General features: G+C 42.8%; 34 protein-coding genes. 2 read left to right on the top strand and 32 right to left on the bottom strand.

The features are described 5' to 3' along the window. Window positions 1-17: 17 nt before the first annotated feature. The 11 genes from ACETMN_RS25645 to ACETMN_RS25695 form a co-directional block, all read right to left on the bottom strand. Window positions 18-725: a thioesterase II family protein gene (locus tag ACETMN_RS25645; protein ID WP_167483659.1), complete on the bottom strand. Its 708-nt coding sequence runs from the start codon at window positions 723-725 to the stop codon at window positions 18-20. An 88-nt stretch (window positions 726-813) separates the two neighbouring features. Then, window positions 814-1,620, bottom strand: a complete 807-nt coding sequence (locus tag ACETMN_RS25650; RefSeq protein WP_181155579.1) for a helix-turn-helix domain-containing protein — start codon at window positions 1,618-1,620, stop codon at window positions 814-816. A 74-nt stretch (window positions 1,621-1,694) separates the two neighbouring features. Beyond that, a complete protein-coding gene (locus tag ACETMN_RS25655; RefSeq protein ID WP_411735306.1) occupies window positions 1,695-2,501 on the bottom strand; it encodes a phosphotransferase family protein in 807 nt (268 codons plus the stop codon). A gap of 143 nt (window positions 2,502-2,644) precedes the next feature. Then, entirely contained in the window at window positions 2,645-3,841 is a 1,197-nt protein-coding gene (locus tag ACETMN_RS25660) for an acyl-CoA dehydrogenase family protein (RefSeq protein WP_047843977.1), read from the bottom strand. A gap of 92 nt (window positions 3,842-3,933) precedes the next feature. After that, window positions 3,934-4,215, bottom strand: coding sequence for an acyl carrier protein (locus ACETMN_RS25665; protein ID WP_165790030.1), 282 nt, complete (start codon window positions 4,213-4,215; stop codon window positions 3,934-3,936). Window positions 4,216-4,490: 275 nt separating this feature from the next. Then, a complete protein-coding gene (locus tag ACETMN_RS25670) occupies window positions 4,491-4,928 on the bottom strand; it encodes a GNAT family N-acetyltransferase (protein WP_091020279.1) in 438 nt (145 codons plus the stop codon). Window positions 4,929-5,177: 249 nt separating this feature from the next. After that, a complete protein-coding gene (locus ACETMN_RS25675) occupies window positions 5,178-6,077 on the bottom strand; it encodes an ROK family protein (protein ID WP_411735307.1) in 900 nt (299 codons plus the stop codon). Window positions 6,078-6,105: 28 nt separating this feature from the next. Next, window positions 6,106-7,578, bottom strand: coding sequence for a glycoside hydrolase family 32 protein (locus tag ACETMN_RS25680; RefSeq protein WP_411735308.1), 1,473 nt, complete (start codon window positions 7,576-7,578; stop codon window positions 6,106-6,108). Window positions 7,579-7,603: 25 nt separating this feature from the next. Then, window positions 7,604-9,211 carry an ABC transporter substrate-binding protein gene (locus ACETMN_RS25685; protein WP_017686933.1) on the bottom strand — a complete coding sequence of 536 codons (1,608 nt, stop codon included), beginning with the start codon at window positions 9,209-9,211 and terminating at the stop codon, window positions 7,604-7,606. 55 nt (window positions 9,212-9,266) lie between these two features. Then, window positions 9,267-10,148 carry a carbohydrate ABC transporter permease gene (locus ACETMN_RS25690; protein WP_036617174.1) on the bottom strand — a complete coding sequence of 294 codons (882 nt, stop codon included), beginning with the start codon at window positions 10,146-10,148 and terminating at the stop codon, window positions 9,267-9,269. A gap of 16 nt (window positions 10,149-10,164) precedes the next feature. Next, the gene (locus ACETMN_RS25695; protein ID WP_223200008.1) at window positions 10,165-11,025 is read right to left on the bottom strand and encodes an ABC transporter permease; all 861 of its coding nucleotides are present in this window, start codon (window positions 11,023-11,025) and stop codon (window positions 10,165-10,167) included. A gap of 539 nt (window positions 11,026-11,564) precedes the next feature. Between ACETMN_RS25695 and ACETMN_RS25700 the strand changes: the two genes are divergently transcribed. After that, on the top strand, window positions 11,565-12,641 hold the full coding sequence (locus ACETMN_RS25700; protein WP_411735309.1) for a LacI family DNA-binding transcriptional regulator: 1,077 nt from the start codon (window positions 11,565-11,567) through the stop codon (window positions 12,639-12,641). 117 nt (window positions 12,642-12,758) lie between these two features. Here ACETMN_RS25700 and ACETMN_RS25705 read toward each other — a convergent pair whose 3' ends face one another. From ACETMN_RS25705 to ACETMN_RS25770, 14 genes are all read right to left on the bottom strand, one after another. Beyond that, window positions 12,759-13,577, bottom strand: coding sequence for a purine-nucleoside phosphorylase (locus ACETMN_RS25705; RefSeq protein ID WP_036617166.1), 819 nt, complete (start codon window positions 13,575-13,577; stop codon window positions 12,759-12,761). A gap of 165 nt (window positions 13,578-13,742) precedes the next feature. Continuing rightward, window positions 13,743-13,913 carry a hypothetical protein gene (locus tag ACETMN_RS25710; protein ID WP_167483657.1) on the bottom strand — a complete coding sequence of 57 codons (171 nt, stop codon included), beginning with the start codon at window positions 13,911-13,913 and terminating at the stop codon, window positions 13,743-13,745. Window positions 13,914-14,110: 197 nt separating this feature from the next. Continuing rightward, window positions 14,111-15,112, bottom strand: a complete 1,002-nt coding sequence (locus tag ACETMN_RS25715; protein ID WP_411735310.1) for an endo-1,4-beta-xylanase — start codon at window positions 15,110-15,112, stop codon at window positions 14,111-14,113. 243 nt (window positions 15,113-15,355) lie between these two features. After that, entirely contained in the window at window positions 15,356-15,703 is a 348-nt protein-coding gene (locus tag ACETMN_RS25720) for a hypothetical protein (RefSeq protein ID WP_081746078.1), read from the bottom strand. A gap of 65 nt (window positions 15,704-15,768) precedes the next feature. Continuing rightward, a complete protein-coding gene (locus ACETMN_RS25725) occupies window positions 15,769-16,647 on the bottom strand; it encodes an aminoglycoside phosphotransferase family protein (protein WP_411735311.1) in 879 nt (292 codons plus the stop codon). A gap of 41 nt (window positions 16,648-16,688) precedes the next feature. Further along, a complete protein-coding gene (locus ACETMN_RS25730; RefSeq protein ID WP_411735312.1) occupies window positions 16,689-17,168 on the bottom strand; it encodes a DinB family protein in 480 nt (159 codons plus the stop codon). 75 nt (window positions 17,169-17,243) lie between these two features. Continuing rightward, complete coding sequence (locus ACETMN_RS25735; protein WP_411735313.1) at window positions 17,244-17,429, bottom strand: hypothetical protein; 186 nt, start codon at window positions 17,427-17,429, stop codon at window positions 17,244-17,246. 229 nt (window positions 17,430-17,658) lie between these two features. Next, window positions 17,659-17,937 carry a hypothetical protein gene (locus tag ACETMN_RS25740; RefSeq protein ID WP_091020292.1) on the bottom strand — a complete coding sequence of 93 codons (279 nt, stop codon included), beginning with the start codon at window positions 17,935-17,937 and terminating at the stop codon, window positions 17,659-17,661. A gap of 12 nt (window positions 17,938-17,949) precedes the next feature. After that, on the bottom strand, window positions 17,950-18,432 hold the full coding sequence (locus ACETMN_RS25745; protein ID WP_411735314.1) for a hypothetical protein: 483 nt from the start codon (window positions 18,430-18,432) through the stop codon (window positions 17,950-17,952). Beyond that, on the bottom strand, window positions 18,432-18,953 hold the full coding sequence (locus tag ACETMN_RS25750; protein ID WP_411735315.1) for a cysteine hydrolase family protein: 522 nt from the start codon (window positions 18,951-18,953) through the stop codon (window positions 18,432-18,434). The genes ACETMN_RS25745 and ACETMN_RS25750 overlap by 1 nt, the downstream gene beginning before the upstream one ends. 30 nt (window positions 18,954-18,983) lie before the next feature. Continuing rightward, window positions 18,984-19,406 (bottom strand): hypothetical protein, encoded by a 423-nt coding sequence (locus ACETMN_RS25755; RefSeq protein WP_411735316.1) that lies wholly within the window; start codon window positions 19,404-19,406, stop codon window positions 18,984-18,986. 41 nt (window positions 19,407-19,447) lie between these two features. Continuing rightward, a complete protein-coding gene (locus ACETMN_RS25760; protein ID WP_411735317.1) occupies window positions 19,448-19,993 on the bottom strand; it encodes a GrpB family protein in 546 nt (181 codons plus the stop codon). Between the two features lie 99 nt (window positions 19,994-20,092). After that, a complete protein-coding gene (locus tag ACETMN_RS25765; protein WP_411735318.1) occupies window positions 20,093-20,665 on the bottom strand; it encodes a hypothetical protein in 573 nt (190 codons plus the stop codon). A 98-nt stretch (window positions 20,666-20,763) separates the two neighbouring features. Then, on the bottom strand, window positions 20,764-22,254 hold the full coding sequence (locus ACETMN_RS25770) for a glycoside hydrolase family 43 protein (RefSeq protein ID WP_411735319.1): 1,491 nt from the start codon (window positions 22,252-22,254) through the stop codon (window positions 20,764-20,766). Between the two features lie 180 nt (window positions 22,255-22,434). On the opposite strand from ACETMN_RS25770, the gene ACETMN_RS25775 reads away from it, so the two are divergent. Beyond that, a complete protein-coding gene (locus ACETMN_RS25775; RefSeq protein ID WP_091020303.1) occupies window positions 22,435-23,337 on the top strand; it encodes an ArsR/SmtB family transcription factor in 903 nt (300 codons plus the stop codon). A 10-nt stretch (window positions 23,338-23,347) separates the two neighbouring features. Here the strand turns inward: ACETMN_RS25775 and ACETMN_RS25780 are convergent, their stop codons facing one another. Genes ACETMN_RS25780 through ACETMN_RS25810 form a run of 7 tightly spaced genes read right to left on the bottom strand, consistent with a single transcriptional unit; the run spans window position 23,348 to window position 26,708 of the window. Further along, a complete protein-coding gene (locus tag ACETMN_RS25780) occupies window positions 23,348-23,626 on the bottom strand; it encodes an NUDIX domain-containing protein (RefSeq protein WP_258170185.1) in 279 nt (92 codons plus the stop codon). After that, a complete protein-coding gene (locus ACETMN_RS25785; RefSeq protein WP_411735320.1) occupies window positions 23,611-23,766 on the bottom strand; it encodes a hypothetical protein in 156 nt (51 codons plus the stop codon). The genes ACETMN_RS25780 and ACETMN_RS25785 overlap by 16 nt, the downstream gene beginning before the upstream one ends. 39 nt (window positions 23,767-23,805) lie before the next feature. Then, entirely contained in the window at window positions 23,806-24,321 is a 516-nt protein-coding gene (locus ACETMN_RS25790; RefSeq protein WP_091020305.1) for a DinB family protein, read from the bottom strand. Between the two features lie 16 nt (window positions 24,322-24,337). Continuing rightward, window positions 24,338-24,487 carry a hypothetical protein gene (locus ACETMN_RS25795; RefSeq protein WP_167483655.1) on the bottom strand — a complete coding sequence of 50 codons (150 nt, stop codon included), beginning with the start codon at window positions 24,485-24,487 and terminating at the stop codon, window positions 24,338-24,340. A gap of 42 nt (window positions 24,488-24,529) precedes the next feature. After that, entirely contained in the window at window positions 24,530-25,267 is a 738-nt protein-coding gene (locus ACETMN_RS25800; protein ID WP_091020307.1) for a metallophosphoesterase family protein, read from the bottom strand. Further along, window positions 25,264-26,208: a GNAT family N-acetyltransferase gene (locus tag ACETMN_RS25805; protein ID WP_091020309.1), complete on the bottom strand. Its 945-nt coding sequence runs from the start codon at window positions 26,206-26,208 to the stop codon at window positions 25,264-25,266. The genes ACETMN_RS25800 and ACETMN_RS25805 overlap by 4 nt, the downstream gene beginning before the upstream one ends. 38 nt (window positions 26,209-26,246) lie before the next feature. After that, a complete protein-coding gene (locus tag ACETMN_RS25810) occupies window positions 26,247-26,708 on the bottom strand; it encodes a DUF6896 domain-containing protein (protein ID WP_091020311.1) in 462 nt (153 codons plus the stop codon).

Raw genomic sequence — 26,708 nt, forward strand, 5'->3', positions numbered from 1 at the left:
AACACACTCCTTGTCAACTAGATTACGTAAGGTTGCAGTTTTTCATTTATAATTCTCGTTGTTTCCTGAATATTTTCCTGGATATAGAAGTGTCCTCCATCTAATTTAACAATGTCACATTGTGAACCAGCATACTTTTTCCATCCGATCAGATCGCTAGATTTCACTCGAGTGTCGCTTCGGCCAGTTAACACGGTAATATCACTCTGAACCTTGAAAGGCTTAGGTTGAAAACGATAGAGTTCGACAATCCTGAAATCGGCTCTGAGTACAGGGGCAAATAACGAAAAGAGCTCTTTATTAGTAAAGACCTCATCCGACGTTCCACCCATGTTCTGAATCGTCTCTCTGAACTCTTCGTCTGGTAATGCGTGAATATTCTCATCCTTGAAAATATGGGGTGCACGATTGCCTGAAAGCATCATATGTTCAGGCAATTGTTTCGTTGACTGTGCAAGTCGGTAATATAGTTCGAGCGCCATCCAGCTTCCCATGCTATGTCCGAAAATAGCATAAGGCCCATGAATTAGCGAGGAAACCGCAGGGTAGATATCTTCAATCGCTTCTTCAAAGCTTTCATAGAACGGTTCTCCCACTCGAGCGCCTCTTCCTTTTAATTCGATCGGTATTACGTCAATAAAAGGGCTTAAAGATGATTTCCAGCGATGAAAAATCATGGCTGATCCACCTGCATGAGGCAAACAAAAAAGTTGAATTTTCTTCATTAGCCCTATCATTCCTCGTATTCTTATTTTTATCGTAATTTATCATTTTACGTAAAAAAATACAATATTTTCTGTGTTATTGAATACATTATGTAGATTGAATAGATAGGGGGAAATCTCCCTTGTTGCTTCTGAATTGATTGCGATGTTCGGTTGGACTTTTGCCCACTTTTTTCTTGTACATTGCACTAAATTGTGTACTAGAACTGTACCCTAGCTTCGTCGTAATTTCAGAGATTGGAAGATCCGTCTTGGTTACGTACTCCTGTGCCTTATCCACCCGAATCTGCTGTAGGTACTTCAGTGGCGAAACATTGAAAACCTTAGAAAACAGATTACACAGATACACTGGATTATAACCAACCATATCCGCCAGAAATTGCAGAGTAATTGGCTGCTCATAATTGTTTTGGATATACTTGCATATCATGACCAAGTTCCGTTTGACCGAGTCCTCCCGATCCGTTTCCGGTCGCATCAAATTAGCCAGATTCGTTTGATAGTAACTGGAGTATACTTCAAGAAAATCTCTTTCAGCTATTTCGATGTCTTCTCTACTCTCTACCGTTCGGTTCAACAGACTTACAGCAAGATCATAGTGTTTACTACCATTCTCACTTAATATGTGACAGCTTGGCAGTCTCTCAAGCAGATCCGATCCAAAAATAATACCTCTCATTTTCAGAACAGGTTTATCGTAGTTTTGCAGTCTTATTTTATTTGCCAGCAGCACAGCCCCTGCCTTAACCTGCACCGTTTTGCTAAACACACTGATTTCCAAGGCATCCATAACCTCAAATATGGCAATCTGTCTTCTGAGAGACAAGTCAAATAGATGTTTTTTTTCACGGACGACCATATCATAAGAAACAACAGAACGTAGTTGGAAATCCATTATCGTTAACCTCCTGATTGTTTTTCGGACGGTTTTGACAAGTACGGTGTTATACATTCATTCCTAATCTTGATCTAAGTTGTGTTGAATTTTTTAAGCTGATTACGAATGTAATCCAATAAATCCTTTTTTTCCTCAGGTGGTATCCACTCCGTTAGTCTGGCTGCAGCAATGGGAAGAACCCATCGATGTATCTCGCGAATGTCCATGCCCGAGAGAGACAAGTAATACTCGATATACGCTTTACTCATCCTGCTTTTGATTATCTTCAGCAGAACTTTCATCATCAATGGAGCGCCTTTGGGCAAATTTCCGTATTTTAATAATACTAGCGTCCTTGCCACATCTGCTGCTGGACAGCCCGATGCGCCTGTCATCCAGTCTATGATCCAGGATTCTTTGCCTGTAATCACATTATTAGGATGGAAATCCCCATGACATAGAGATCTGCCTTCCGGCAAACTATGTACATAGTCCATAATCTGTTGTTTCTCAATGTCCGATAGATCGCTTGCGTTTGATATATTCTTCTCTAATACAGTCTTATGCTTTTGTTGAATCTGTTCACCCGATTGCTGGTGTATTTGATGATGAAGTGCTGCCATCTGCCTTGCTCTGCGCTCAATAGACCATGGTTTAATAATCATCTCTTCCAAAAGTGTCCTTCCACTGGCCAACTCAAATATGATACCTTTACGATTATTGATCGTCACCATATCGATTGTTTGTGGGCATTTAACTCCAAGTTCCAAAACGATTCGAGTATTATCAAACTCATGCTGAATCGCTTCCGCAGAGAAATCTTCTCTGAAAAGTTTCAAAATTGAAGTTTCACCATGTCTGAATATTTCCGCTGTCTGTCCCTGCCCAATCCGTCTCAATCCTAATCAACTCCGTATCTTTCCTAAATCAATTATGGTAAAACATCAAAGAACCTAATGATCAAGCCCTTTTTTCATAGCATAATGAATGATCCTGCCTAATGCAAAAAAAGGGCTCTTCCTTAGGTCCTGCAATGCAAAATCTAAACGTTTCGATTCGCGCTATCCTTAACTTTTTCTGCTTTATTTGAACGTCTCATTTCACGGCGGTGTGTTACAACCTCCTGTGTTGCGATTAAAATCTCATGCATTTGAGTCGTACCTTCGATAATTTCATTGATCCGGGCATCCCGATAATATCTCTCTACGGGATAGTCTCGATGGCAACCATTGGCACCATGAATCTGCACCGCATCACTGGCAACTTTGTTCACCATGGTTGAAGCAAAGTATTTGGCAGTCCAAGTTTCCATAATGCTCTCTGGATCACCCACATCTCTTAAATATCCTGCTCTGTAACACAGCATCCGTGCCGCTTTCATATTCACTGACATTTCAGTGATCATTTTTTGTATCATTTGATTCTCTCGTATAGCTCTTCCGAATTGGATTCTGGAATTGGCATAATGTACCGATGCATCCAGACATGCCTTGGCTAAACCTACACAGCCACAAGCGATCGTGTATCTTCCATAATCCAGACAAGGTAAAGCAACATGTGATAACCCTGTACCGACTTGACCCAGGAGGTTTTCCTTCGGAATACGACAAGAATCCATTTTCAGTTCAGCAATCATCGATGCTCTCGCTCCAAGCAACCCGCTCATAGGTTCAACGCTGAACCCAATGGAATCTCTCTCCACGATAAACGCTGTCGGCTTGTTCTCACATTGGGCAAGAATCAAAAATACGTCTGCGAGCTGCCCCATGGTTATCCATTTTTTATGACCGTTAAGTATGTATTCATCTCCGTCTAATACGGCCGTTGTTTCAATACTTTTGGCATCGCTTCCAACACTCGGTTCTGTCAATCCGAATGAACCCAAAGTTGTTCCCGTAGCTAATGCAGGCAACCAGTACTGTCTTTGTTGCTCCGTTCCCCAACGCAAGATGGCTAAACCCACCATCCCCTGAACGGTTAACAAACTTCTTACAGAGGAGCACCCACGTCCAACCTCTTCGTTAAGAATCCCGATAGTGATATTGTCCAGTTCCATCCCGCCATATTCTTTTGGCAACATGGAGCCCAGATAACCAGCCTCTGTTATTTTCGCAAGGAGTTCCGGGTGAATTCGTTCTTCGCTGTCATTTAAACTAGCATATGGAATAATCTCGCTGTCTACAAAATCCTTGAATTGTTCCTGCCACATCAATTGCTCCGCATTCAGTTCAACTTTCATCACATATCACTCCTGATTTTGAGGTTATAAGTCCAATAAACGGAACTCGATGCTGTGATTGTCTGATATGAGCTTGTGTCGTCATTTTCCTTTTATGACTCATTGGGAATCTCATAATTGATGCACTTACGCAAACTGTCTTTCAAATGTTGCAATGTTGTGAAGTTCTCCAATTCAAGATACTCATCGTCCATCTCAATATTGAATTCGTTCTCCAAGGCAATGATCAGTTTGATAAATGAAATGGAGTTTAATCCAAGAACTCTTAAATCCTCATCTAACGCACCTACATCCAGCTTTTGTTCAGAAAACATTTCCACGACCTGATAGAAGTGAATATCAAACTGATCATAAGCCACAGGATATTCTTGCAAAAAAGATTCCTCCTCCATGTGAGACATGTAATCTTTGAAAATCCATTTTTGTGACACCATTTCTGTGATCAGATTCTGTTCGAACGTTTGCCTAAGAGTATAGGAATCGGAACAAGAAAAGTCCTACATTTTGTAAATATTCCATATATTCTCTGACTTCGATACTATCATAATCTTCCTGAGTCAAGCAATCACTATTGCCATGTATTCACAAATATTTAATAGGTTTCCACCTTCGAGATGATATCCCTATCTTGCAACAAGGATTCATTCTCTCAAAGGTGCTTTGACATAAACACATCGACCTCATCTTCACTGTCCAATATAAATCCAAATCGTTCATACAATCGCCGAGCAGGGCTTCCCTGCAAAACATTTAAAATAATCCGTTTCCCCTGAACTTCATCCTGTTCCAGCAGCATGTTCAGTACCTGAGTTCCAATTCTTTGGCCTTGATAATCGGGATGTATATAGAAATGTTCCAATAGATATGCCTCAGACTTGGGCTTCAACGCTACACAACCTACCATTAAACCCTTCACTTCAATAATCTGTGTATGGGCAGGATTGAATGTATTCCGGAAACGTTCACGCACCTTCACATCATCGTACCTTCCCAGCCTGGTTAGATCATCGTACAGTACCAAGGCTCGCAAATCAGCGAGTTGCTCTTGGTCTGCCTGTACAGCTTGACGCATTGTTATTGGGTTCATTTGTTGAATTCCTTTCCATTAGAGACACGTTAATTTTTGAATGTCTTATCGCACTTTAGGGGTAGAACACTAAAAATCATACCTTTGGCAGCTCACTTGAGCAACATCGGATTTTAGAATACACTATTTTTTTCAAACCTATTAAACTCCTCAAAAAATAAAAAAGCCCAAAAAGGACGGTGCAGTCTTGCTTATACAAATAAGCGAACCCGCAGCCATCCCTTCTGGGATGTAGATTATTATAGAAAACTAGGAAACATGTGAAGCTTGTGCTGCATGTTGCAATGCTTCCAGTCCCAATGCTAGCGCACCACACAAACCTGCATGCTGGCCCAATCCGGGCTGGACGATATATTGGTCAATATGTTGTGTGATTGGGGCTGCATTCACATAACCATTGAGATTCCGCACTACCTGCTCCCGGATCATAGGAAACAGATGATCTTGCTGCATCACACCACCGCCCAAGATGATTTTCTGCGGCGAATGAAGCAAGATGGCCGTAGTAATCGACTCCGCAATGTAAAAGGATTCGATCTCCCACGCCGGATGATCTGCCGGCAGTTCACTGCCAGGGATCTGCCAGCGAGCTTCAATGGCTGGACCTGCTGCCATTCCCTCCAGGCAATCGCCATGATACGGGCATAATCCGGCAAAGTGATCGTCTGGATGGCGTCTTGTGCGAATATGTCCACCCTCGGGATGTAACAATCCGTGTACTCGTTGGCCCCCTGCCACAAGTCCGACACCAACTCCTGTGCCAATCGTGTAATATACACAGTTATCCAGCCCTTGCGCCGCTCCCCACGTCACTTCACCGAGCGCGGCAGCATTCACATCCGTATCCCATCCAAAAGGGACCGGAAATTCATGCTTCAAGGTTCCAATCACATTACAGTTTCCCCACCCAGGCTTAGGTGTGGTCGTAATATAACCATAGGTGGGACTATCCGGTTGCAGATCAATCGGACCAAAGGAGCCAATCCCTATGGCTTCCACATCTTTATCCCTGAAATAGTCGATTACCTTGGCAAGAGTGGTCTCTGGATGTTCTGTTGGAAAGCTGATCCGATCTTCAATCTGTCCATGCTCATTACCTACACCACATACAAACTTCGTTCCGCCCGCTTCTATAGCTCCAATACGCATCGTTTTGGGCTCCTTTCCTTCATTACAATTAATCTTTAGCCTTGGTTGATGATATCTCATAGATATGAAGTGAAGAGAAGACCAGATCGGTATTTTCCGCATGAGCAGAGATGCCTTGGCAATCCGCATCCGGATAGATCAGATCCGTGATAACCGCCTGACCATCATTTGCAAATACCTCCACAGATGATTGATCTACAAAGATACGCAAACTTTGATTCGCATTTACATCTTTTAACTCAGCTGTATGGCGGCTCAGGAAATGTTCATGAAAATCGCCGATACCCGATCCACTACGATCGATATATACTTCCCCTCGGTTGGCGTCTACACCAACGAGCGTTTCGTTACCAGCTCCGCTTCTTAAGGCAAAATGGAACGACTGATCTGGAGTCCACTCTGCATGGATCTCATAGTTCACTAGTTGCAAAGCGTTCAACTGCTCACTCACTTGCTGAATCGAAGCATCCTGTAGGGACAATAATGGCGTACGGGCTTGATCAAGTTCACGCGCAGGACGTTGAATCAGTATTACTTCTCCGGCTCTTGTCTCCAGTGACAGCTCCCGCGCAATGGTCATTGCTCCACGATAATCATTGGTTGGCGTCTGATTGGCATACATCCAGTTGCTCATCCACCCCATGAACAAGCGTCTGCCGTCTTCAGCCGGAATGTCAGACCAACTAACTCCCGCGTAGTTATCCCGGCCATGATCAATCCAGCGAATCGCATGGGATGCTTCATCTGGGACAAATGTACTTCCATCAAAATCTCCGGTAAAATATTGTGTTCTGGAGCCTTCAATAAAAGCAGGATCTGCACCGATGCTAACGAGCATCACCCATTTCACCTGCTCTGAGCTTCCATCCACTTCAAGCGGGAACAGGTCCGGGCATTCCCACACACCATCGTGTGAACCGATCCCTTCGCCAAATTCACTTCCTAGTGTCCAATCCTTCAGATTGGGAGATCGGTACAGACATACCGTTTGACCACAAGCGATAATCATAATCCATTCCTTGGTCTGCTCATGCCAGAACACTTTGGGATCACGGAAATCAACAAAGGACTCATGCGTTAATACTGGATTACCCTCGTATTTAGTCCAGGTTCTGCCATTGTCTTTGCTATACGCCAGACTCTGACGCTGAATAGGATGCTCATTTGGTACTTCCAAATGATGTGTAAAAATAGCAACCAACCCCGGCTCATCTTCGAAGAATCCGGAAGTATTATTCCAATCCACCACCGCACTGCCGGAGAAGATCATGCCATGTTCATCCGGTGCCAGAGCTACAGGAAGTTCCTCCCAAGTGATGAGATCTCGGGTTACCGCGTGCCCCCAATGCATCGGCCCCCATGTCGTACCAAACGGATGATACTGATAGAACAAGTGATACTCCCCATTGAAAAACACCATGCCGTTCGGGTCGTTCATCCACTTCTCTTTCGGTGAAAAATGGTATTCATTTCTGTAATCTTGTTTAAGAATTGTTGACATTATGGTTTCTCCTCCGTACTTTTCTTTATTTGTTATTACGGTCATATCCCGCTTGTTTAATCTGTAGCCATTCTTGCAACCCAAGGCGATCCAGCTCTTTCAAGTAAGCATCCCATTCCTGATCTATTTTCCCGTTCTGATACCATTCTGTACGCAGACGTAACACGTAAGCGAAGAGATCGGTCTCAATCGTGGACAATCGATCCAGTTCATCAATGGAGAAGAACACACTTGGATATACGTTCTCCGCTTTCATATGTGGAACCATTACCTTGTCGAGAAGTTCCATCCGCCAAGCCGCATCTTCCGGTTTGGTTGTGTATTTGTCATAATAACTGTCGAGAATGGCCAATGGTCCTGCGATACTGGTTTTTTGTCTGAGTTCCACAGGTGCAGATCCTTCCAGTGGAAGATGCTTCAGCATGCCTTTGGCTTCATCGAATTCAAAAATATTTTGCTGACTCTCGTCTCCATAGGTACCCCAGTTGTTCTGCACAGATTGCAGCGGATCGTACAGTTGGTCTACCCACTTCGCTGTGGATTCCAGGTTTTTATTGCTGCTGGTAATGACCATGCGACCACGATCAAGCCCAATTCCGTTTGTTCTTGTGACATTGACCTCTCCGTTAGGCCCGGCAACCGGAGGCAGAACATCATACGTATCATTCATGCCTGTAATGTTAGCCTTATCCCATGTGAAGTACATGCCGTACTTGTTATCCTTGCCTTTCGCAAGATACGTGTTCCAATCCTGCTGGTACGATTCGACATCCACGAGGCCTTCCTGAACCAGCTCATGAATGTATTTAACTGCTTCCTTGTAGCCTTCATCAGCTGCCGTGAAGACCACTTTCCCATCATTGGTCACCACGGTATGATCCCAGTTCTCTCCGAGTCCAAATGCCGCAAAGAGAAATGTCAGATCTTCGCCCCCCGGTTTGTTAATGAAAGATAACGGAATTTCGTCTGCCTTACCGTTGCCGTTTGGATCTTGAGTTTTGAACGCGATCAATACTTCTTTCAGTTCTTCGGTTGTTGTTGGCATCTTCAGTCCAAGCTTGTTCAACCATTCCACATTAATCCAGGGCAAGTTATCCACTGCCTGAATCCGTTGTTTGCCACTTCCGAGTTCTTCAATCCATGGGAATGAATAGATATGTCCGTCTGGAGCCGTGATCATGCTCTTGTATTCGGGAGCTTCCTCCAGCACCTTTTTCAGATTGGGCATGTGTTGTTCAATCATGTCCTCAAGTGGAATGATCGCCCCGTCTTTCGCCAGTTTCAGGAGATCATAATCCCCGTAACCTGCATCAAAAATGGCATCCGGCAAATCACCGCTGGCAACCGCCAGATTTCTTTTTTCTGCAAACACATCACTCGTATAGTTCTTCCAGTTGATATGCACATTGGTTTTCTCTTCGAGTCGCTTGTTAATCAGCTTGTCGTTTGGATCAGCGGGAGCCAGCGGAGAGCTCTGTGTTATAAAGTTCAATGTCACCTTGCCATCAGGGGATTGCGCCTCACTTGCCGCGCCGCCTCCACCCCCGCCACAGGCGGTTAAAAAGAGCATTGCAGATAACATGGAAATGGATGCCGTTGTAACGGCTTTTCTCGACTTGTTCACTTTTTTCATAATAATGACCTCCATGAGTTGGATTGGATCAACTTACTGTATCGCAGGCTGTTCACTATTTGAGGGAACCGACCATGACACCTTTTTCGAAATACTTCTGGAAGAACGGGTACATGATGATGAGTGGCAGACTCGAAATGACAATCGCTGAGTATTTAATCATCTCGGAGAGCCGTTTCAGTTCTGCCATCGCGAGTTGATCACTGATCATGCCCGGTGCAGCCTGATTCTGAATCAGAATGGAACGCAGAACGAGCTGTAACGGATGCAGGTTCGGATTATCGAGATAGATCATTGCATCAAAATAGGAATTCCATTGCCCAACAAATGCATAAAGTGCGAGTACAAAAATGATCGGTTTCGACAACGGTATGACGATCTGGAAGAAAATTTTCATTTCAGAGGCGCCATCCACGTTTGCAGCTTCTTTCAGTTCTCGAGGGACTCCTTTGAAAAAGGTTCTGGAGAGAATGATGTTCCAGACGTTAACGGCTCCAGGGATAATGATCGCCCACACCGTATCAAGCATGCCGAGATTACGTATGAGTAGATACGTAGGGATTAATCCCCCGCCGAAGAACATCGTAATGATAAAGATAATCATGAAAAATCCACGTCCCGCTAGCCTATCATCCGACAATGCATAACCTGCAAATATGGATACGGTCACGGTGATCAGTGCAAAGGAAACCGAGTACAATACCGCATTTGCAAACCCCCGGATCATGGCTGGATTGGATAAAATCATCTGATATCCGTCCAGACTCCAGTCCGATACATTAAAGGACAGTCCACGATTCAGTAGCACCGTGGGGTCCATGAATGAGGCGATAACAATATAAATCAGGGGAACAACCACAACCAGTACAGCACAGGTGAGAAAGATGGCATTAAGTGTGAGGATCAATCGATCCATTCCCGTGTGTTTAACAACCATGGATAATACTCCTTTCCTAATAGAGGCCTTCGCCTTCATTCAATTTCTTCACAATCAGATTCACCGTCACCAGCAAAATCACATTGATAACCGAGTTGAACAATCCAACTGCCGCAGAATAAGCGTAATCTCCAGACTGTAACCCCACCTTGTAGACATACGTGGCAATAATCTCGGAGGAAGGCAGGTTCATGGACGTCTGCATCAGATAGGCCTTCTCAAATCCAATGGACATAATCCCGCCAGCTGCAAGGATAAAGACGATGGCCATAATCGGACGAATCGTTGGAAGGTCAATGTGGCGAATACGCTGAAGGAGATTGGCTCCATCCAGATTAGCCGCATTGTGAAGCTCCGGATCAACATTGGCCAATGCCGCGACGTATATGATGGAAGCCCAACCGGCTCCGGTCCAGATATCGGACAAAATGTAGATCCAGCGGAAATATTCCGGTTCAGACATGAACATGATCGGCTGACCTGTAATCCATGTGGCTAATTGATTAATTGGCCCTGTCGGTGAGAGGAAGATGAACAACATACCCACAACAACAACAACCGAGATGAAATTGGGTGCGTACAGAAACAATTGAATATTTTTCTTGATGCCAGCTTTGCGTACCTGATTCAGCATGAGTGCCAGTAAAATGGGCACCGGGAAACTGAATATCAATCCCAAAAAGCTGAGTTTAAGCGTATTCATTAAAATGATATCGAAATTGGGTGAAGCTATAAATTTCTCAAAATGCTTCAGTCCTACCCAATCACTGCCCATGATGCCTTTGATCGGACTGAAATCCTTAAACGCAATGATGGCTCCGTACATCGGAATGTACTTGAAGATAAGAGTCAAAATTAAGGCTGGTGCAAGCAACATATATAAAAAGTAATTTTTTTTGAGTTGCTGCAACCTATGACCGCTTGTCGTCCTCACTTTCAGTACCCTTCCTTCGCCCTTTTTGCTGTCGGCTATGTTATCCAACACGATACCCCCGTTCATTCTAGAAGTTGACAATTGTTTTCAGTAAGGGCTTTCAATATTTACAATTGCCTATTTGATAATTTACAATTTATCAGGTTTCAACGGATTTAGTCAATACGTTTTGTAAAAAAATATTTGTGCATTTGATCATTTCATCTTTGCATTAATGTAACTAAAGAGGATTAAATTTGCATATATACCGCACTGAATCGTTAATACCCGCATAGATATTCTATATCATTACTGTAATAGGTTATCATTGTTACACTAATTAACAAAACTCCTGGAACAATTGTGAAAATAGAATTCGCCTATCTAAATGTAAATGTAATTGTGCATTTGTAAAACAGAGATTGCTATTTGTCCCGTTCTATTATACATTTGACTTAGAGAAGAATATGGATAACTATTGATGATTAGAGGTGAAGCATTAGATGGCAAAGGAAAAAGTCACGATACAAGACATTGCTGATGCTTTGGGGATCTCCAGGAATACGGCTTCCAAAGCATTAAATGATAGCGGAAACATCCCGGATGAGACCCGAAATCGTGTAATTAAAAAAGCAATTGAACTTAAATATAAACAGTTTGCCTATATGGACAATGAGCATGTTCTAACCAAGGCTCCGGGCAATATCGCCCTGTTAACTGAAAACCTGCCTAATACATCTCACTTTGGTTCGTTGTTAATCAGCGGTTTGGAGAAAAGAATCAGTGCGGAGGGATACAATCTCTCGATTCATATCGTGCGTGAAGACGATCAAGATACACTTACACTTCCAAACAATTTTGATATAGCCAAAGTAGACGGCATTATTTGCATTGAATTATTTGATCTGGAATATACACAGCTGATTACCGATCTGTGCATTCCCACCATCTTTATCGATTGCGCTTCCAACATATGTTATCCCGAATTCCAAGCAGATCTGCTACTCATGGAGAATGAACATAGCATCTATCAGTTAACCACAAAATTAATTGAGAGCGGCTACACAAGTATTGGATTCGTCGGAGATTACAATCACTGCAAGAGCTTTAATGAACGATGGGTTGGATATCAGCGTGCCATGCTGGAGGCAGGGTTGCAGGTCGACCTGTCCCATTGCATCGTAGATAATGATCGCCTGTGTTTCTCCAAGCCAGGATGGTTGAACCAGCGAGTGGCAGAGCTGGCATCCCTACCTTCCGCTTACGTATGCGCTAATGACTTTATAGCAGTTGATCTGATCAGGGCGTTAAAAGACAGAAATGTCGCTGTGCCACAGGATATTGCGATATGCGGATTCGATAATGCACCCCAATCTCGAATTATTGAGCCAGCATTAACGACGGTTCATATTTATAGCAATGAGATGGGCATTAAGACTGCAGAGATGCTGTTATCCCGGATTAATAGCCCGACACAGCCATATCAGGTCTCCCACATTGTGACCAAACCCATCATCAGGGAGTCCACACCAGCAATCATGGCCGATCATTCTCAGATGGTTCATAGTTCTGCAAAATAAAAAACGTATGTCTCACGAGTAACAACTCGTGAAACATACGTTTTTTTGTGGTTTCGATTTGGTTGGATGAAAACTCTATCCTATCCATCGTGGCCTGGATAAAAAATCATCTAACGATTAGATTTCTTTCAAAATGCCTTTTACAAGTCCGATAAAGGTTGTTTTCACTTGCGCAGCCACTTCAATAACTTCATCATGACTTAACGGCTGATCCAGAATACCACAGGCCATGTTCGTCAGACAGGAAATGCCTAGTACCTTCATACCGCCATGAATGGCAACAATGGCTTCAGGTACCGTGGACATACCCACTGCATCCGCACCCATCGTACGAATCATGCGAATCTCCGCTGGTGTCTCATATGCCGGGCCACTCCACCATGCATAGACACCTTGCTGCAGGCCAACATTCTGCTCTTCTGCAACCTTAAGGGCAATGCTGCGCAGTTCGCGATTGTATACCTGTGATACGTCTGGGAAGCGCACACCCAGTTCGGCGTTATTCGGTCCCATCAACGGGTTATTACCTACCAGGTTAATATGGTCTGTAATGAGCATCAGTTGACCCGGCTCAAAGCTTGTGTTGATGGCTCCGCAGGCATTGGTGATAAGCAATTGCTCGACACCCAGCGCCTTCATGATCCGAACGGGGAAAGTCACTTCGTCCAATGTAAAACCTTCATAATAATGAAGGCGGCCTTTCATCGCTACAACCGTTTTGCCCATGAGTTCACCAATAACCAATTCATTGGCATGACCGATAGCCTCCGATTGGGCGAAATACGGAATATCTGTATACGGAATAACGGTCGCATTTTCAATCTCATCCGCGAGCGCTCCCAGTCCAGAACCCAGAATCATGCCTACGGCAGGTTTGGTATGGATTCGGTTTAATATGTAATCTCTTGCTTCCTGAATATGTGCGGATTGATGCATAATGATATCCTCCTGATGATCTGAATTGAGTTAACGAAAACTGAGTTAATGAGGTGCTACTCATCAAGTGTAATGAACAATGGTCTTGATGTAAATGGATGCTGTTCTACATACAATAAAAAAACGACCCTATGCTCCAGAATCGTTTAAAAACATGGACATACCCTAATCCAATGTATATTTATTTCTACTTTTCATGTAATCGATTGTCATAATCAGCAACAGCATGAATGTAGCAAACATCAGCGGTTTGGCAAAAGTACCTTCTTCAAAGATATAATAACTAAATGCAAAATTTCCGGCAAAAGTAATTAAATAGTTTCGGATGCAATCCATCTTCTCATCTCATTTCAGGAAAGAATTTGGTTCACCATTTCTTCAACCTTATCAAAAAATTCCATTTAGTACCACATTTTTATCATCCACACAAATCAACACCTCTATCATTCACGAGATAACCGTACTGTGTAATTATATTAAGTACAGCAAAAAATCGGCCACATCGTGACCGATTCTCTCCACTTCCCTGATGTTCAGGACATAGAGTTAATGATACGCCAAAATGATTCCTTTGGCTGCAACTGTTGATCAAAAACAAAGGGCCAATTTTTGCGTCCACGTACCGGGAAATGGTCTAACCAAGTATAATTGTCGGCCACTCCCCAGAACGTCACAGAGGTAATGGATGATTTATACTCACGGAACAAATTGAAGATTTCTTCATATCGACGCTCCTGTAGCTCAGCCATCTCCGAAGTTGGCGCGGTGAGGTCCGTTCGACGATCCTCATAACGAAACACGGACATATCCAGCTCCGTAACATGCAACTGCACATCCAGTGAAGCATAACGCTCAATAGCCATTCGGATCTCTTCAATCGAAGGACCATGAATATTCCAATGTCCCTGCATGCCTATTCCATGTACAGGTGCTCCCTTGTCCAGCAAAGACCGAACCAGATTGTATATCTTCTCCCGTTTGACCGGATCCGTCTCATTATAGTCATTATAGAAAAGAAGCGCATTTGGATCAGCTTCATGAGCCATACTGAATGCTTGCAGCAAATAGTCTTCTCCCACTAGCTGTAACCACTTCGTGTCCCGCATGAACAGGTCGGTCTTATCTTCAATCGCTTCATTGACGACATCCCATGCATATATTTGCCCTTTATATCGACCTACTACCGTATCAATATGTTGCTTCAAGCGAGATAATAGCAGCTCTCTGGAAGCAGGAGCACCTGAGGTATCCTCAAAGACCCATTTCGATGTTTGATTATGCCAGACCAAAGTATGTCCGCGAACCCCAATACCTTGAGCAACAGCAAAATCAACAATTTTATCCGCCGCCTCAAAAGTATAACGATTCTCTTCCGGGTGAATTTCTTCGAATTTCATCTGATTTTCAGCCGTGATGCTATTGAAGTGTTTGGCGATGAAATCCCCTTCGGACTGCAACATTCTGGTATGTACAGCAGCACCTATTTTGAACGTATTAGCGTACGCAGCATGTAGTGATGGAATTTCGGTTGGCATTTACAATTCCTCCCTGCCATTTTTTATCCATCATATCGTTTGTTGAATACGCTTACAATGAACAAATTATACTTCTTCCCCCTCATATTTAACTATTTATGAATCCTGGGCCCTGTTCGCAAAACAAAAACACCCCCACATTCGTTCCGCTGCTCATTGCAACAACAAAACTATTTCGTGGAAGGTGCCATGTGATTGTCATGTTCGGTTAATTCAACTCATATACGAAGATAGTATGAAGCATTATAGCTTGTCCACCTGTAATAAGGTGACTTGTTTCACTGTACATGCCGGGTTAATTTGCTCCTCGGACAGAATGTTCAGCTTGATGAGACTTTTCAGCTTATGGCTGTCTACCTTGGATAACAATCGCCAGATGTCCGGGTCTGGAAGAGAAGCATACAGCTTCTGATCATCATATTCTTTGCGGTTCTGCAGCACTGTTTTCACGGTGTAACCACCAACCTGCGTCTCATAGACCCCTTGTTCTGCACAATACGCGACAATCTCATCTCGTAGTACAGACAACTGCTGCTCAATATCTTTTTGCTGCTGCTTCAGTTCAAAGTAAGTTTGCACTTTTTGCTCCATATCGATCACGCTCCTCTACTATCATAGGTATGCGAGGATCGCTAGTTTAGGACTGGCTGTTTATTTTATTTAAACAGCAGGTGTTCATTCAAATACGGATTATGGACAGCCATGCTGTGAACCCTTTCCATTACATCCGGCCCCATGGGTACATCCCCAACGCGTCTTAACAGAATCCAGCGCAGGCAAGCTATCGCTCTAAAAACCTGCTCCTCTTCCAGCGTGTACACATAACTTGCAGAACGTGCAAATTTAGCGCGATACATGTCGCCGTAGCTTCTCCCATTATAGATGGTGATCAGAAAAACAGACCATGCCATATCGTACCTTGGATCACCATACTGCCCATTAGTCCAATCGATGATGGTGTAATGGTTGTCCATCTCAAGAATGTTTCCCAGATTATAATCGCCATGAATCAAACGGTCCTGTCTGATCTGGACCTGCTGGATCAAGATTGCCAGAAGATCATTTATATCGTCATGTAATTCAATTTGAGGAAAAAAGTATTGAACAAAATCGTACCTGAATATGTATTCTTCATCTTCTCCAGTACTCACTTCATTCACCGGATAACGATGGACCTCCATTAATCGCTCAGCCAAATGTGTCAGTTTGGTTTGTGTTAATTGGTTAAGCGGCTTTCCATCATAGCTCGTTAACAGCACTTGATTCTCTTGCTCGTCTAATCCCCAACCGTAGGGTTTGGAAACACGAATTCCACTTTGATAAAGCTTGGACAATAATCGATATTGTTTGGCGATATCCGGTTTGGAATCCTTGTCCCAGACTTTCAATACGTACTGCTGATCTTCCATTTCAATTCTCATCACACTCGCTTCCAGTCCAGGTGGCAAGGGAATGATCTGAACCTCCTGTTCGATCACCTGCTGGATACATTCATCCAGTTCTATCCAATTCATCTGGCTAAGTTGAATTGTCATCGTTTTCCTCCGTTCATTCATGTCATGCCGCTTTCTCCCTGTTAGTCAGGTATCATCAGGCCTTTGCCAATGACATTGGCGGATACAGGCTGCTTACCCAATTCTCTGGCCCATACCGACAGCTGTCCCATATGGTGAATCTCATGGGCGATCACATGTCGCATTACTTCTCCCCATGAATATGTACTGGCCTTGCCAGCTGAGCGATGATCAATAAAAGCTCTTTTTTCCATACTCGAATCCCATGCTGTAACAAATGCCTCCACATCAGGACGTAACTTGCGATCGAGTCGCCTTACTGCCTCAAAATTCTGGTAGTTTGCAAAATCTTCTGCATCATCCGGTTTGCCCTGAAGCAACTGAAGCCAGCTCCACTCTACATCAATGATATGAAATAATGTTTGTAATATGTTGCCTACTCCGCCCATGCGAGGCCGAAGCAATTCTTCAAGCGGTACATCTTCACACCACACATACCATTGCTCACGCACCATCCAGTTATAACGAAAGAATGTTTCCATTGGTATATTCCCCTTTATCAGCATATTTTTCAGAGAGATTTGATCAATTCTGTATTGGCAAAGGTATCCTCCGAATTAATTCTTGTCCATATCCCTGCCTCCCGGTGGAAGGTGGCCTTCTTCAAAACATTCTTTTACATAGTTCCGATCGTGCTCTTGTCCATCCCATTGATGCAAGTACCGACTGGTCTCATATATGGACTCAAGTTCAGGAATATCGATTCTTCCACATTTGAGATAATAAGTCGGTCTGACTTCCATTCTACTGGAAGTTGTTTCATCGTAATCACTCCATCTTTATATTCTATATAAAGTTGCACTATTGAATATTTACACTTACCACTCCGATGACAGAACAACCTTCCGATCGCTGTTATCCACAGATTTTTTTGATTCCTTTTATAAAGTTAAAATCCGGGGATAAAGGCGAACACTCCGCTTCTTCAGGTCCTTTCTGTCCTCTCCGTTTTGTGTAAATATTCAGTTCAATTTATTTAGTTAATTTCTTTTTTATATACAAGATTACATGAATACCTGCATAAATAAACAGGACATTGAACAAAAATAGAAGTACATTTAAATAGATACCAGATATAAACCAGATTGTTCCATCCGAGTTGGCATAATGATAATCCGTAAAGAATCGGATTGGGAAACCATACTCTGTTCGGAGCGGCCCATCTTCAGTATGTAAAGTTCCAGGAATACATAGGATGGCTAATACAGCAAGCCAGGCTGATAGATTCATTATTCTTTTGTTAATCGTCAATACCTCTCCTCCTTATTCAACACTAACGGTATCTTCACCAAAATACGTCCCTTCCAACTTTTGATCCATAAAGTCTCTTAAGTCCTTTTGATCAAGTATATATTTCGTATCTCTATTAAATCTGCTTTTTGTGGATACTATAATCTGTTTCCGATTGTATTGAATCGTAACTTTAGCGTTATGCTTTAATTTTAAAGCAATTCCTGCACTAATGCTTCCTGTGACATCATCTACTGGTATTTTGGCTGATTCCGGGGCTGCATTCATCCAGCCGACTATACGGCTAATGTCTTCTTTACTTAACGTAACATCGTCAATGCTAGTGTGTGCTCCACCATCGCCTGTCCTGGTGTACACAACTATGCTCATCTCTGTGCTTATCACTTGATTTCTCGAAATCGGCTTATTTGGATCTGGATTACTCGTGATTAGAAAATACAAAAACATGATTGCCGCACCTATGAAAAACCAGAATCGCCTACGTTTTCCTAGCATTACAGCGCATTCTCCGTATCCACCACGTTGGCAAACAGTCTCAGTACCGTATTGTGATGTGCAATAATCTGCTCTGCTTGAAGCGTCTTTGAATTCCATGTGCTGTGCGCATCTTGAACCAGATTGACCGTGTAACCCAGACTGAACGCTCTGCGGCAAGTCGTGTCTACACATACCTCAGTCTGCATACCCGCGAGAATCAACTCCTTCACGCCATTATCTTGCAATTTCAGATGCAGATCGGTTCTGTGAAATGAATCCGGTGTCTCCTTTTCAATAACGAGGTCACCAGCTATAGGTGCAATGGACGGATGAATGGCCCACCCCGGAGTTCCTCGTTCCAGTGGACTGCCTGCCCCTTCGCTGTGCTGGATATATATGATGGCATGCCCTGCTTCACGGGCCTTGGCAATTAACACCTGGATCTTTTGAAGCAATCGTTCCCCCTGATAGACGGGATCTGCTTCATCAAACATCGCTACCTGTACGTCAATGATTAGAAGTGCACAATGCGTTGTCATTTTGCTTTCCTCCTGACAAATCAATTTAATTCAAATCTTTCTTCTTCGTACCTTTAACAAAACTTCCAATCCCATATCAATCAGTACAAATAGGATAGCAGCAAGAACGCCAAATAAGGTCAGAACTAACGTCTCTTTGAAATCCAAGATTGCTTCTCCTTCGCCCATGACCAGATAATAAATAAACATGCCTAAAACTCCAGCACATGCATAGCCTAATATCCTCGTACATAGATACAACACATGATTAGGGAATTGTATTCGGCTGAGCAGATAGTCTAGCAATATCGATAAAGGTAGCCCGATCAACAGGATCAAGGGAGTCGCGTATACCAGATAAATAAGAATGTAAAAATCAAAACTGTAGGATTCATTCATCGATATGAGACTTGCAGCCAAAGTAAAACCAATGATGGTTAGAACGGTTGTTATCAGCTTTCTTCCCATGTTCATCTCATCACTCCAATACAGTTATCTCTATTCATTGGATGTGCTCATGCGTCAGATTTTGCCGGCTGCCATCCGATTTCTTGAGACCAACTGTGTGCTCTCTGTAATATGCTCCACACCATTGGTCCTTTTCCTTCAACATATTTGGGACGCTCATCTTTATACAGTGACATGAGTCTGTGCTTTTCTTCCGCATAGTTCAAACAATCTTCTGGGTGCTCCCTTAAATAGTCTCTGAACAGCAAGGTCATCTGCTCGGAGAAACCGCCTGCCTGTCTAACGTGTATATGTATCCTTCTGTTTCCAGGTTCTTCACGAAAGTAACGTTTAGTCTTATCCGGATTTTCTGCTCTGAATACAAATCCGACGGTTTCGATCTCATGTTTGTAGTCCAACAGATTCATATAATTAGAAACAGATAGTTGTATATCTATGATGGGTTTGGCGTCTATTCCCACAATTGAAGTGGACCCAACATGATCAATCCGCACGGCCTTTTCTCCTAACGCTTCTCTTAATTTCGAACCCGTTTCGAGAAACAAATCACGCCATGCCGGATCATACTTTGCAATTCTCCATTGATCCTCCATACAACTCCTCCTTGGTTATCCAATCAAGCTATATAATTAAATAACACGTTCTTTTAACCTTTTGTTACATGTAGATTATTTAGTGATGCCATATTGATATCATGCAAAATCATCATTGTTTATCCCTAGTTCTATTTGTTTTTTGGATTCCATCATGTATTCGTACACATCATCAATTTCTGTTATCCCTTTAATTCTCTCTTTTAACAGTTCAATAATTAATTGATTTTCACTCTCTCGCATCTTTATATCTTCCATATAGTTATCGTTATAGTCGTTCATAAAATCTAATTTGTTTTTATAAAATCGAAATCTCTCCAAAACATATACTTCCTTAAGATTAATAAATAATGCTATAAAATCCTTAATGTTTCTGGCAACTAAAGTTACTTGATTACCAAACGCCGTAGGTTGGATAAAGATAACCGGAGCTTCTTCCAAATCACTAATGGATCTGTTAAACGTGAAAAAAGCAAAATGGTCACCATCTGCCCCTGTTCTTCCAAATATAATGGCATCATCTGGCGTACAATAGTATCGATCATCATCATTGTTAAAACTAATATAAAACCCCACATAATCATGAAGGGTCGCATCATGTTGTTTACGTAATTCCTTATCTATTCGAACGATGCCTTCTAATGATTCCGGCATTTTATAATGTACTTCCACGTTTGCATACCTCTCTTCTATTGGCATTGATTAATATATCTATATTTTGACACAAATTAAAAAAAAGAGAAGGACCCTTAGGCCCTCCCCTTAACTTCTTAATGATAATCACACTTGAAATTTGTAAACTCAGCTGAAGTATCTTGCCCGCTCGCGTATAACCCAATAAGTACGCCCGTAAAACCTCCTGCCACCTCCGAGGATAGGTATCTCGTCTGTGCCGTGCCCAGCAGAATCTCTTCACCATCTGCTTGAAACAGGAAACTGTAGCGTTCTTGGCTTGAGCAGATCACCAGCGTTGCATACTGTTTATTTCCCAGATCTACTTCATGTTCTATCGATTTGATATCACCGATATTTAGACGCTCGACCACCTTATAACCGTTCTGCTGCCCACGAATAGCCACTTCATAATGATGATTCTCATCCATGTAGATCGTGATCCCGGCTTCTCCACTCGTCAGACTAACATCGACAGAAATCGTAGCATTAAAGTCTTTTTGACGTAGCCCAATGAACGTTGGGGATGCCGGAACGTCCAGCGTTACATCGGTTCCTGTTAGCGTAAGCTTATCTGATTCAAGCTGATAATGCTCTGTATTTGGATGACGAAGATAACACCAGTCGAGGTTCCAGTCTGTATTTTCAAACGTATAATTCTTCTTATCCTGCTGGATCACCGTGTCGGGAATGCGATCCGTCTCAAAACTCGTCAGCGTTGTGCCTTCATGCCCGGCTGTAAACCATCCGTCTTCACCAAACGTAATTGGAGTCAGAAATACTTCTCGACCCAGATGATGGTACGTAGCCCATTTGCCAATCTGTCGGAATCCCAGGTGAAAGAGCCACCAGTTCCCCCGATCATCCTGAACCAGATCACCATGCCCTACTCCCTGCAACTCATAACCTCCCAGATTGCGGTTGGTCAGAACTGGATTGTGCGCATAGGCTTCGAACGGTCCCGAAGAAGAAGTGCCCCGAGCATATGTAACCATATGACCATACTCGGTGCCGCCTTCGGCTGCAAGCAGGTAATAATAACCGTTCATTTTATACAGATGCGGACTTTCCAGATATCGTCCACCTGTTCCGTTCCATATCGAACAACTTGGACTAAGTTTGCGGCCAGTTTCAATCTCAAGCTCACACTGGACAATTCCGCCAATGCCTTCATCATCAACGCCATTACTCATAAACAATGTTTTTCCATCTTCAAAATACAAATCGGGATCAATTCCGCCTTGATCCACATAAATAGGCTCAGACCATTCTCCGTAAATATCGTCCGTCCAGACATAAAAATTCTGATGCGTCGTATCATTGGTTGTGACCATATAAAAACGCCCGTCATTGTGCCTGATGGTTGGGGCAAATACACCCCCGGAGCTGTTCACCGTCTCGAGTTGAATCTGGCTTTTACGAGTCAGGCAGTGACCAATCTGCTTCCAATTCAGCAAATCCTTGCTTTCAAAGAGCGGTACGCCCGGAAAATATTGAAAAGAACTACACACCATATAGTAGGTATCGTGCACCTTAATCACACTAGGGTCTGGATAAAAACCTTTTACAACAGGGTTATTGTATTTCATTACTTCACTCCACCTCTTAATATAAAATTCACATATATAAGAATTCAACTTTGTAACAACTACAAAAATTAAACACCATCGGACGTAAACTTGCAATGAATCTGAATTGCATCTTGGAGCTAATTTTATTAAATTAATATATATGTGATTTTAGAAGATTGAGGGTAGGGAGTTGTACAGATGATCAAAGCAAATGGAGAGCCCCAGTTCCTTCCTTTATATGAGGCGCTGGCAAGCGAAGTCAGATGGGAAATCATGGACATAATTGCAGATCGCGAAATGAATGTGAAAGATATTGCCGCAGTATTAGAGCTTAGCCCCTCCATCGTCACGATGCATATTCGCAAACTGGAGGATGCGGGTCTAATTGGGAGCAGACGAGTTCGGATCAACGGAGGGACGCACAAATTATGTTACCTCAAGCAAAATCAGATTGAGATCGAGCTGCCATCCGCAAGTCAAACTTCACGAACCAGAGAACAGACGATAGCCGTTGGACACTACACTGCTTTTGATATTCACCCTACCTGTGGGCTAGGAACACTTGAGAAAGAAATCGGCGTATGGGATGATCCACGTTACTTCCTTGATCCTGAGCGTGTACACGCCGCTATCTTGTGGTTTGGGAAGGGCTATGTTGAATATAAAACACCAAATTTTGTCCTTCCTGATCAGACAACCGATGCGATTGAAATTTCGATGGAACTGGCGTCTGAAGCTCCGGGATTGCGAGATCATTGGCCTTCCGATATTCGTTTCACCTTCAATGGCATTTCTCTTGGAACGTGGACAAGCCCTGCCGACTTTGGCAGAGCAGCACGCGGCAAATATACGCCAGAATGGTGGCATCGCAATGTGAATCAGTATGGATTGTTGAAGACTATTCGTATTGATGCCTACGGTACCTATATGGATGGTGAGCAAATGTCAGACGTTACTCTCGCGGATATTAAGCTTAGCGAGCCGTTCTGGACGCTTCGTTTTACGGTTGACGAGGAAAGCCCCAACGTAGGAGGATTAACGATCTATGGTGCCGGTTTTGGTAACCATGATCAGGATATTGTTATTCGTGTATTGGGTTGAATTTTTTAACCTAATCGATTAACTTGATTTTCTCAAAAACTTTATATTTCTCCAGATCTGAAGTAATTGCATAAGGCAGGTAATGATATAATTCAGATCTGGTTGCCCACTTGTATTCACTATGTTCTTCTGAAAGATTCACTTGATGATCTTTAGTTCTACACAAATACATTAGAAGAATGACCTGTCGATGAGGATCGGTAAAGAACGTATTGGCAAACAGTAATTCATCTATTTGAACTTTAATGCCAACTTCCTCTCTAGCTTCACGAATCAGAGCCTCTTCCAATTCTTCTCCGAAGTGAAGTTGCCCCCCTCTGTCTCCCAACTTCCGGCGCCTACCTCATCCACTAGTGAGCGCTTAACAATTAACACTCTGCCTTCATTCTCGATTAGTCCTTTTATGACAGTTACCATTTTATTTTCCAAGTGTTTAATCGCCCCCCCATTTTTGTATTAACAATCAGTTTATGTTTGGAACCATCTTCTTAACTGATTAATATGAGCTTGATGATAACGGTTATGGTCAGCCATGTGCCATAATCCCCAACGTATCGTAGCTTGCTTTTCGTTCTGATGTCCAAAAGTAACGACTCGATCTAGATCAGCATCCGCTAAATGTGTGCATGTCTCTTTTAGAAGGGTTAATACACCCTCATATTGAGAGATAAGTGTGTCACGTGCCAGACCTTGAACCAGCGGAAGTCTATCATTTTCATCGATCATAGGGCCATATTGCTCTATTAAACGCTGAGGAAGGACAGATCCCTTTATTCTATACACCCAATTCATATCAACGAACGTAATATGTCGGATTAATTGAGCTGTACTATTAAACTGATTGTTTTCCCCTTTGTAATCCACTTCTTCTTGCGACATACCTTCTGTAATTGATTTAAGTCGTTGGCTATTTTCTGTTACAGCGGATAATAACATCCCCACAACAGGTGTCATATTGGCTTCCCCTTGTAGGTCGTGAATCATAGTCATCACTCCTCCTTTACCTTCGCTCTTTCAATAAGTCCTTTATTTCCCTTAACTCTGATAATATTTCTTTGGTGTGCTGACTATTTTTTGAGTTATCTATTCCAACTTTCACAACATAAATACCGAGGAACAGATAAACCACCAACATAATGATCATTCCCATGTGCATTTCTCCTTCCCAAAAAACAAAACGCTGTTACGAGAATCACTCTCCCTCATACTCTCTTTCCAACTGATTCCCGTGAAATGCCTTCAAAAGGAAAGCAAGATCCGGAACGTTCAACCGTTCATACGACTGCAGATACTCTCTGTTGTCATATGGAACGCCAATGAATCTCACATTCAGTTTGCCCTCTTGAAGATCCACAATCCCATATCTGGCAATGGCAAGATCGTTACAGCCTAAAGCTCCCGGATTCATATATACTCTTTGATCTGTCCTATAATAATGAAGAATATGATAATGACCAAAACAAACCAAATCATGGGCCGTCCCCTGATACTTCGCGTCCAGTTTGGTCCCTGATGGTTCTTTATCGATGACATCCAGCTTGTCGTTGTTCATATGATAGTGAGTCAAAAGGAATCGACGTCCTTCAACCTCTTTTTCAACAAACTTCGGTAGAGCCTGAATTCTCTTGATCGACTCTGCACTTAGATGTTGACCTATCCATTCGTGGTGTTCAGCCATGCCTTTGTGCCCTTCTAATGGTCCCTTATGTTGGAGCAAACTCAATACGGCCTCTTCGTGATTCCCTGAAATCGCTATCATATTTTTACGGTTGTACAACATCTGGATTACTTCATTGGAGTAAGGGCCAATACCGATCATATCCCCTAAACAAAATGTATGCTCAATGTCTCCTCTGGAATCCATATCAGCCAATACCGCTTGAAGCGCGGGAACATTCCCATGAATATCGGTTAAGATGGCAACCTTCATTGTGATTCATCCTCAGGAATATACATCGTCTGAATCTCCTGCACACCCGGAATAAACCCCAGATTCAGATACACGGACTCCGCATCATTTCCTTGCATCACATACAATCGCAGAACGGGATACTTACCCTTTAGTTCATTTAATGCTCTCTGTAACATCAGTGTAGCAAGCCCTCTACCCCTATATGTCGGCCGAACCCCTATGCTATATACAGCAGCCTGATTATCTTGCAAGCACAAGCGACAATTTGCAATAAGCTGTCCCGTTTCCTCGTCATATACAAGCGTGGATGCTTGGGTCAGAATTTCATTGGTATAATTAGGGTCATCACTTGGTATAAAATCTGCAAGAGTGGTATGTTTTCTTCGTGTAGCTTCAAGACTTCCTGCAAAACTCTCCAGGTCACATTGAGCAATCTCATCTTCATTCACATATTTTCTATTGCCGGTTTCACTTTCAATAATCTCTGGACTCTTTACGGTTACCCTGCTGTCCCATTCGACTTCAAAATGATCTGTAGGCCGCTGCATCCAGCGGCATCTGAACTCCACTGGCCAGAATCCAGCTCTTGCGTATATATCAACTTGGTCTGGAAGAATCTCAAAGGTCAGAATGCGTTTGGTGCGATCGGACCACTGTAGTAATTTATGCTTCAGAAGCTTCAATACCTCAAAGCACTGCTGGAACGGCGGGATAAAAAATAAATGATACATCCGGTTAGGCTCCATTCTCACGCCACCTATTTTGCTTTCCCCTTTGTAAATCCAGTAGGCACTGATCTTGGAAGAACTGAACTCTTCTTCCCTGAAAAATCCGACATAACGCATATCATAATAAACCGTGCAAAATAATCCCCATTCGGCAAAATCAGCTCTGCGAATCGAATATTCATCCGACAGATCATATTGAAGTATATCTATGGACCATTCTGTTAAACTCATACGTCATTCCTCCTCAATTCTAATTACATGTACAGCAATCAAAGAGCCTTTCTATACGCCACCCCGTGAACATGAATTAACACATGCTGTGTCTCCATACGTTCGAAGAAATCCAACATGTCCTTAAACGGATTCTCGAAATACGAAGTCAGATATGCAAGCTCTGGCGTTGTTTTTATGAAATTGTAAAAAAAGTAAGGGTCCATGTTACCCACATCCTCTGGACTACCAAGGAAAACCTCTAATGTCTGCCCTGTTTCTGTATTCTTGAACATACAGTGCTCGCCGTGAACATCAAAATACCAGTTCCCCGTTAATTCTTCTTCTCCTTGGATTACATCCGCATTGGACAACAAATGGTACGCCCCTGCGAGAATTTCCGTCCGATCAGGCTGATCGGTTTCCAATATCAGTTGGTCGATTAATTGCCGCGCGATTCTTTGGTACATATCCATCACAGCCAACAATTCTTCCGTAATTTCCTGCGTTATCGCCTTCAT

The organism is Paenibacillus sp. M2, assembly GCF_046713495.1.
GTDB classification, from domain to species: domain Bacteria; phylum Bacillota; class Bacilli; order Paenibacillales; family Paenibacillaceae; genus Paenibacillus; species Paenibacillus amylolyticus_B.

Excerpts from the sequence above, each read along its gene's own strand:
- ACETMN_RS25645 (WP_167483659.1), bottom strand. The coding sequence starts at position 725 with ATGAAGAAAATTCAACTTTTTTGTTTGCCTCATGCAGGTGGATCAGCC.
- ACETMN_RS25700 (WP_411735309.1), top strand. The coding sequence starts at position 11,565 with ATGGCAAAGGAAAAAGTCACGATACAAGACATTGCTGATGCTTTGGGG.
- ACETMN_RS25770 (WP_411735319.1), bottom strand. The coding sequence starts at position 22,254 with ATGAAATACAATAACCCTGTTGTAAAAGGTTTTTATCCAGACCCTAGT.
- ACETMN_RS25745 (WP_411735314.1), bottom strand. The coding sequence starts at position 18,432 with ATGCTAGGAAAACGTAGGCGATTCTGGTTTTTCATAGGTGCGGCAATC.
- ACETMN_RS25790 (WP_091020305.1), bottom strand. The coding sequence starts at position 24,321 with ATGATTCACGACCTACAAGGGGAAGCCAATATGACACCTGTTGTGGGG.
- ACETMN_RS25760 (WP_411735317.1), bottom strand. The coding sequence starts at position 19,993 with ATGGAGGATCAATGGAGAATTGCAAAGTATGATCCGGCATGGCGTGAT.
- ACETMN_RS25660 (WP_047843977.1), bottom strand. The coding sequence starts at position 3,841 with ATGAAAGTTGAACTGAATGCGGAGCAATTGATGTGGCAGGAACAATTC.
- ACETMN_RS25710 (WP_167483657.1), bottom strand. The coding sequence starts at position 13,913 with ATGGATTGCATCCGAAACTATTTAATTACTTTTGCCGGAAATTTTGCA.
- ACETMN_RS25805 (WP_091020309.1), bottom strand. The coding sequence starts at position 26,208 with ATGAGTTTAACAGAATGGTCCATAGATATACTTCAATATGATCTGTCG.
- ACETMN_RS25650 (WP_181155579.1), bottom strand. The coding sequence starts at position 1,620 with ATGGATTTCCAACTACGTTCTGTTGTTTCTTATGATATGGTCGTCCGT.
- ACETMN_RS25735 (WP_411735313.1), bottom strand. The coding sequence starts at position 17,429 with ATGGAAGTCAGACCGACTTATTATCTCAAATGTGGAAGAATCGATATT.
- ACETMN_RS25800 (WP_091020307.1), bottom strand. The coding sequence starts at position 25,267 with ATGAAGGTTGCCATCTTAACCGATATTCATGGGAATGTTCCCGCGCTT.
- ACETMN_RS25810 (WP_091020311.1), bottom strand. The coding sequence starts at position 26,708 with ATGAAGGCGATAACGCAGGAAATTACGGAAGAATTGTTGGCTGTGATG.
- ACETMN_RS25730 (WP_411735312.1), bottom strand. The coding sequence starts at position 17,168 with ATGGAAACATTCTTTCGTTATAACTGGATGGTGCGTGAGCAATGGTAT.
- ACETMN_RS25670 (WP_091020279.1), bottom strand. The coding sequence starts at position 4,928 with ATGAACCCAATAACAATGCGTCAAGCTGTACAGGCAGACCAAGAGCAA.
- ACETMN_RS25680 (WP_411735308.1), bottom strand. The coding sequence starts at position 7,578 with ATGTCAACAATTCTTAAACAAGATTACAGAAATGAATACCATTTTTCA.
- ACETMN_RS25705 (WP_036617166.1), bottom strand. The coding sequence starts at position 13,577 with ATGCATCAATCCGCACATATTCAGGAAGCAAGAGATTACATATTAAAC.
- ACETMN_RS25725 (WP_411735311.1), bottom strand. The coding sequence starts at position 16,647 with ATGACAATTCAACTTAGCCAGATGAATTGGATAGAACTGGATGAATGT.
- ACETMN_RS25775 (WP_091020303.1), top strand. The coding sequence starts at position 22,435 with ATGATCAAAGCAAATGGAGAGCCCCAGTTCCTTCCTTTATATGAGGCG.
- ACETMN_RS25750 (WP_411735315.1), bottom strand. The coding sequence starts at position 18,953 with ATGACAACGCATTGTGCACTTCTAATCATTGACGTACAGGTAGCGATG.
- ACETMN_RS25720 (WP_081746078.1), bottom strand. The coding sequence starts at position 15,703 with ATGGAGCAAAAAGTGCAAACTTACTTTGAACTGAAGCAGCAGCAAAAA.
- ACETMN_RS25695 (WP_223200008.1), bottom strand. The coding sequence starts at position 11,025 with ATGTTGCTTGCACCAGCCTTAATTTTGACTCTTATCTTCAAGTACATT.
- ACETMN_RS25715 (WP_411735310.1), bottom strand. The coding sequence starts at position 15,112 with ATGCCAACCGAAATTCCATCACTACATGCTGCGTACGCTAATACGTTC.
- ACETMN_RS25795 (WP_167483655.1), bottom strand. The coding sequence starts at position 24,487 with ATGGGAATGATCATTATGTTGGTGGTTTATCTGTTCCTCGGTATTTAT.
- ACETMN_RS25755 (WP_411735316.1), bottom strand. The coding sequence starts at position 19,406 with ATGAACATGGGAAGAAAGCTGATAACAACCGTTCTAACCATCATTGGT.
- ACETMN_RS25685 (WP_017686933.1), bottom strand. The coding sequence starts at position 9,211 with ATGAAAAAAGTGAACAAGTCGAGAAAAGCCGTTACAACGGCATCCATT.
- ACETMN_RS25675 (WP_411735307.1), bottom strand. The coding sequence starts at position 6,077 with ATGCGTATTGGAGCTATAGAAGCGGGCGGAACGAAGTTTGTATGTGGT.
- ACETMN_RS25690 (WP_036617174.1), bottom strand. The coding sequence starts at position 10,148 with ATGGTTGTTAAACACACGGGAATGGATCGATTGATCCTCACACTTAAT.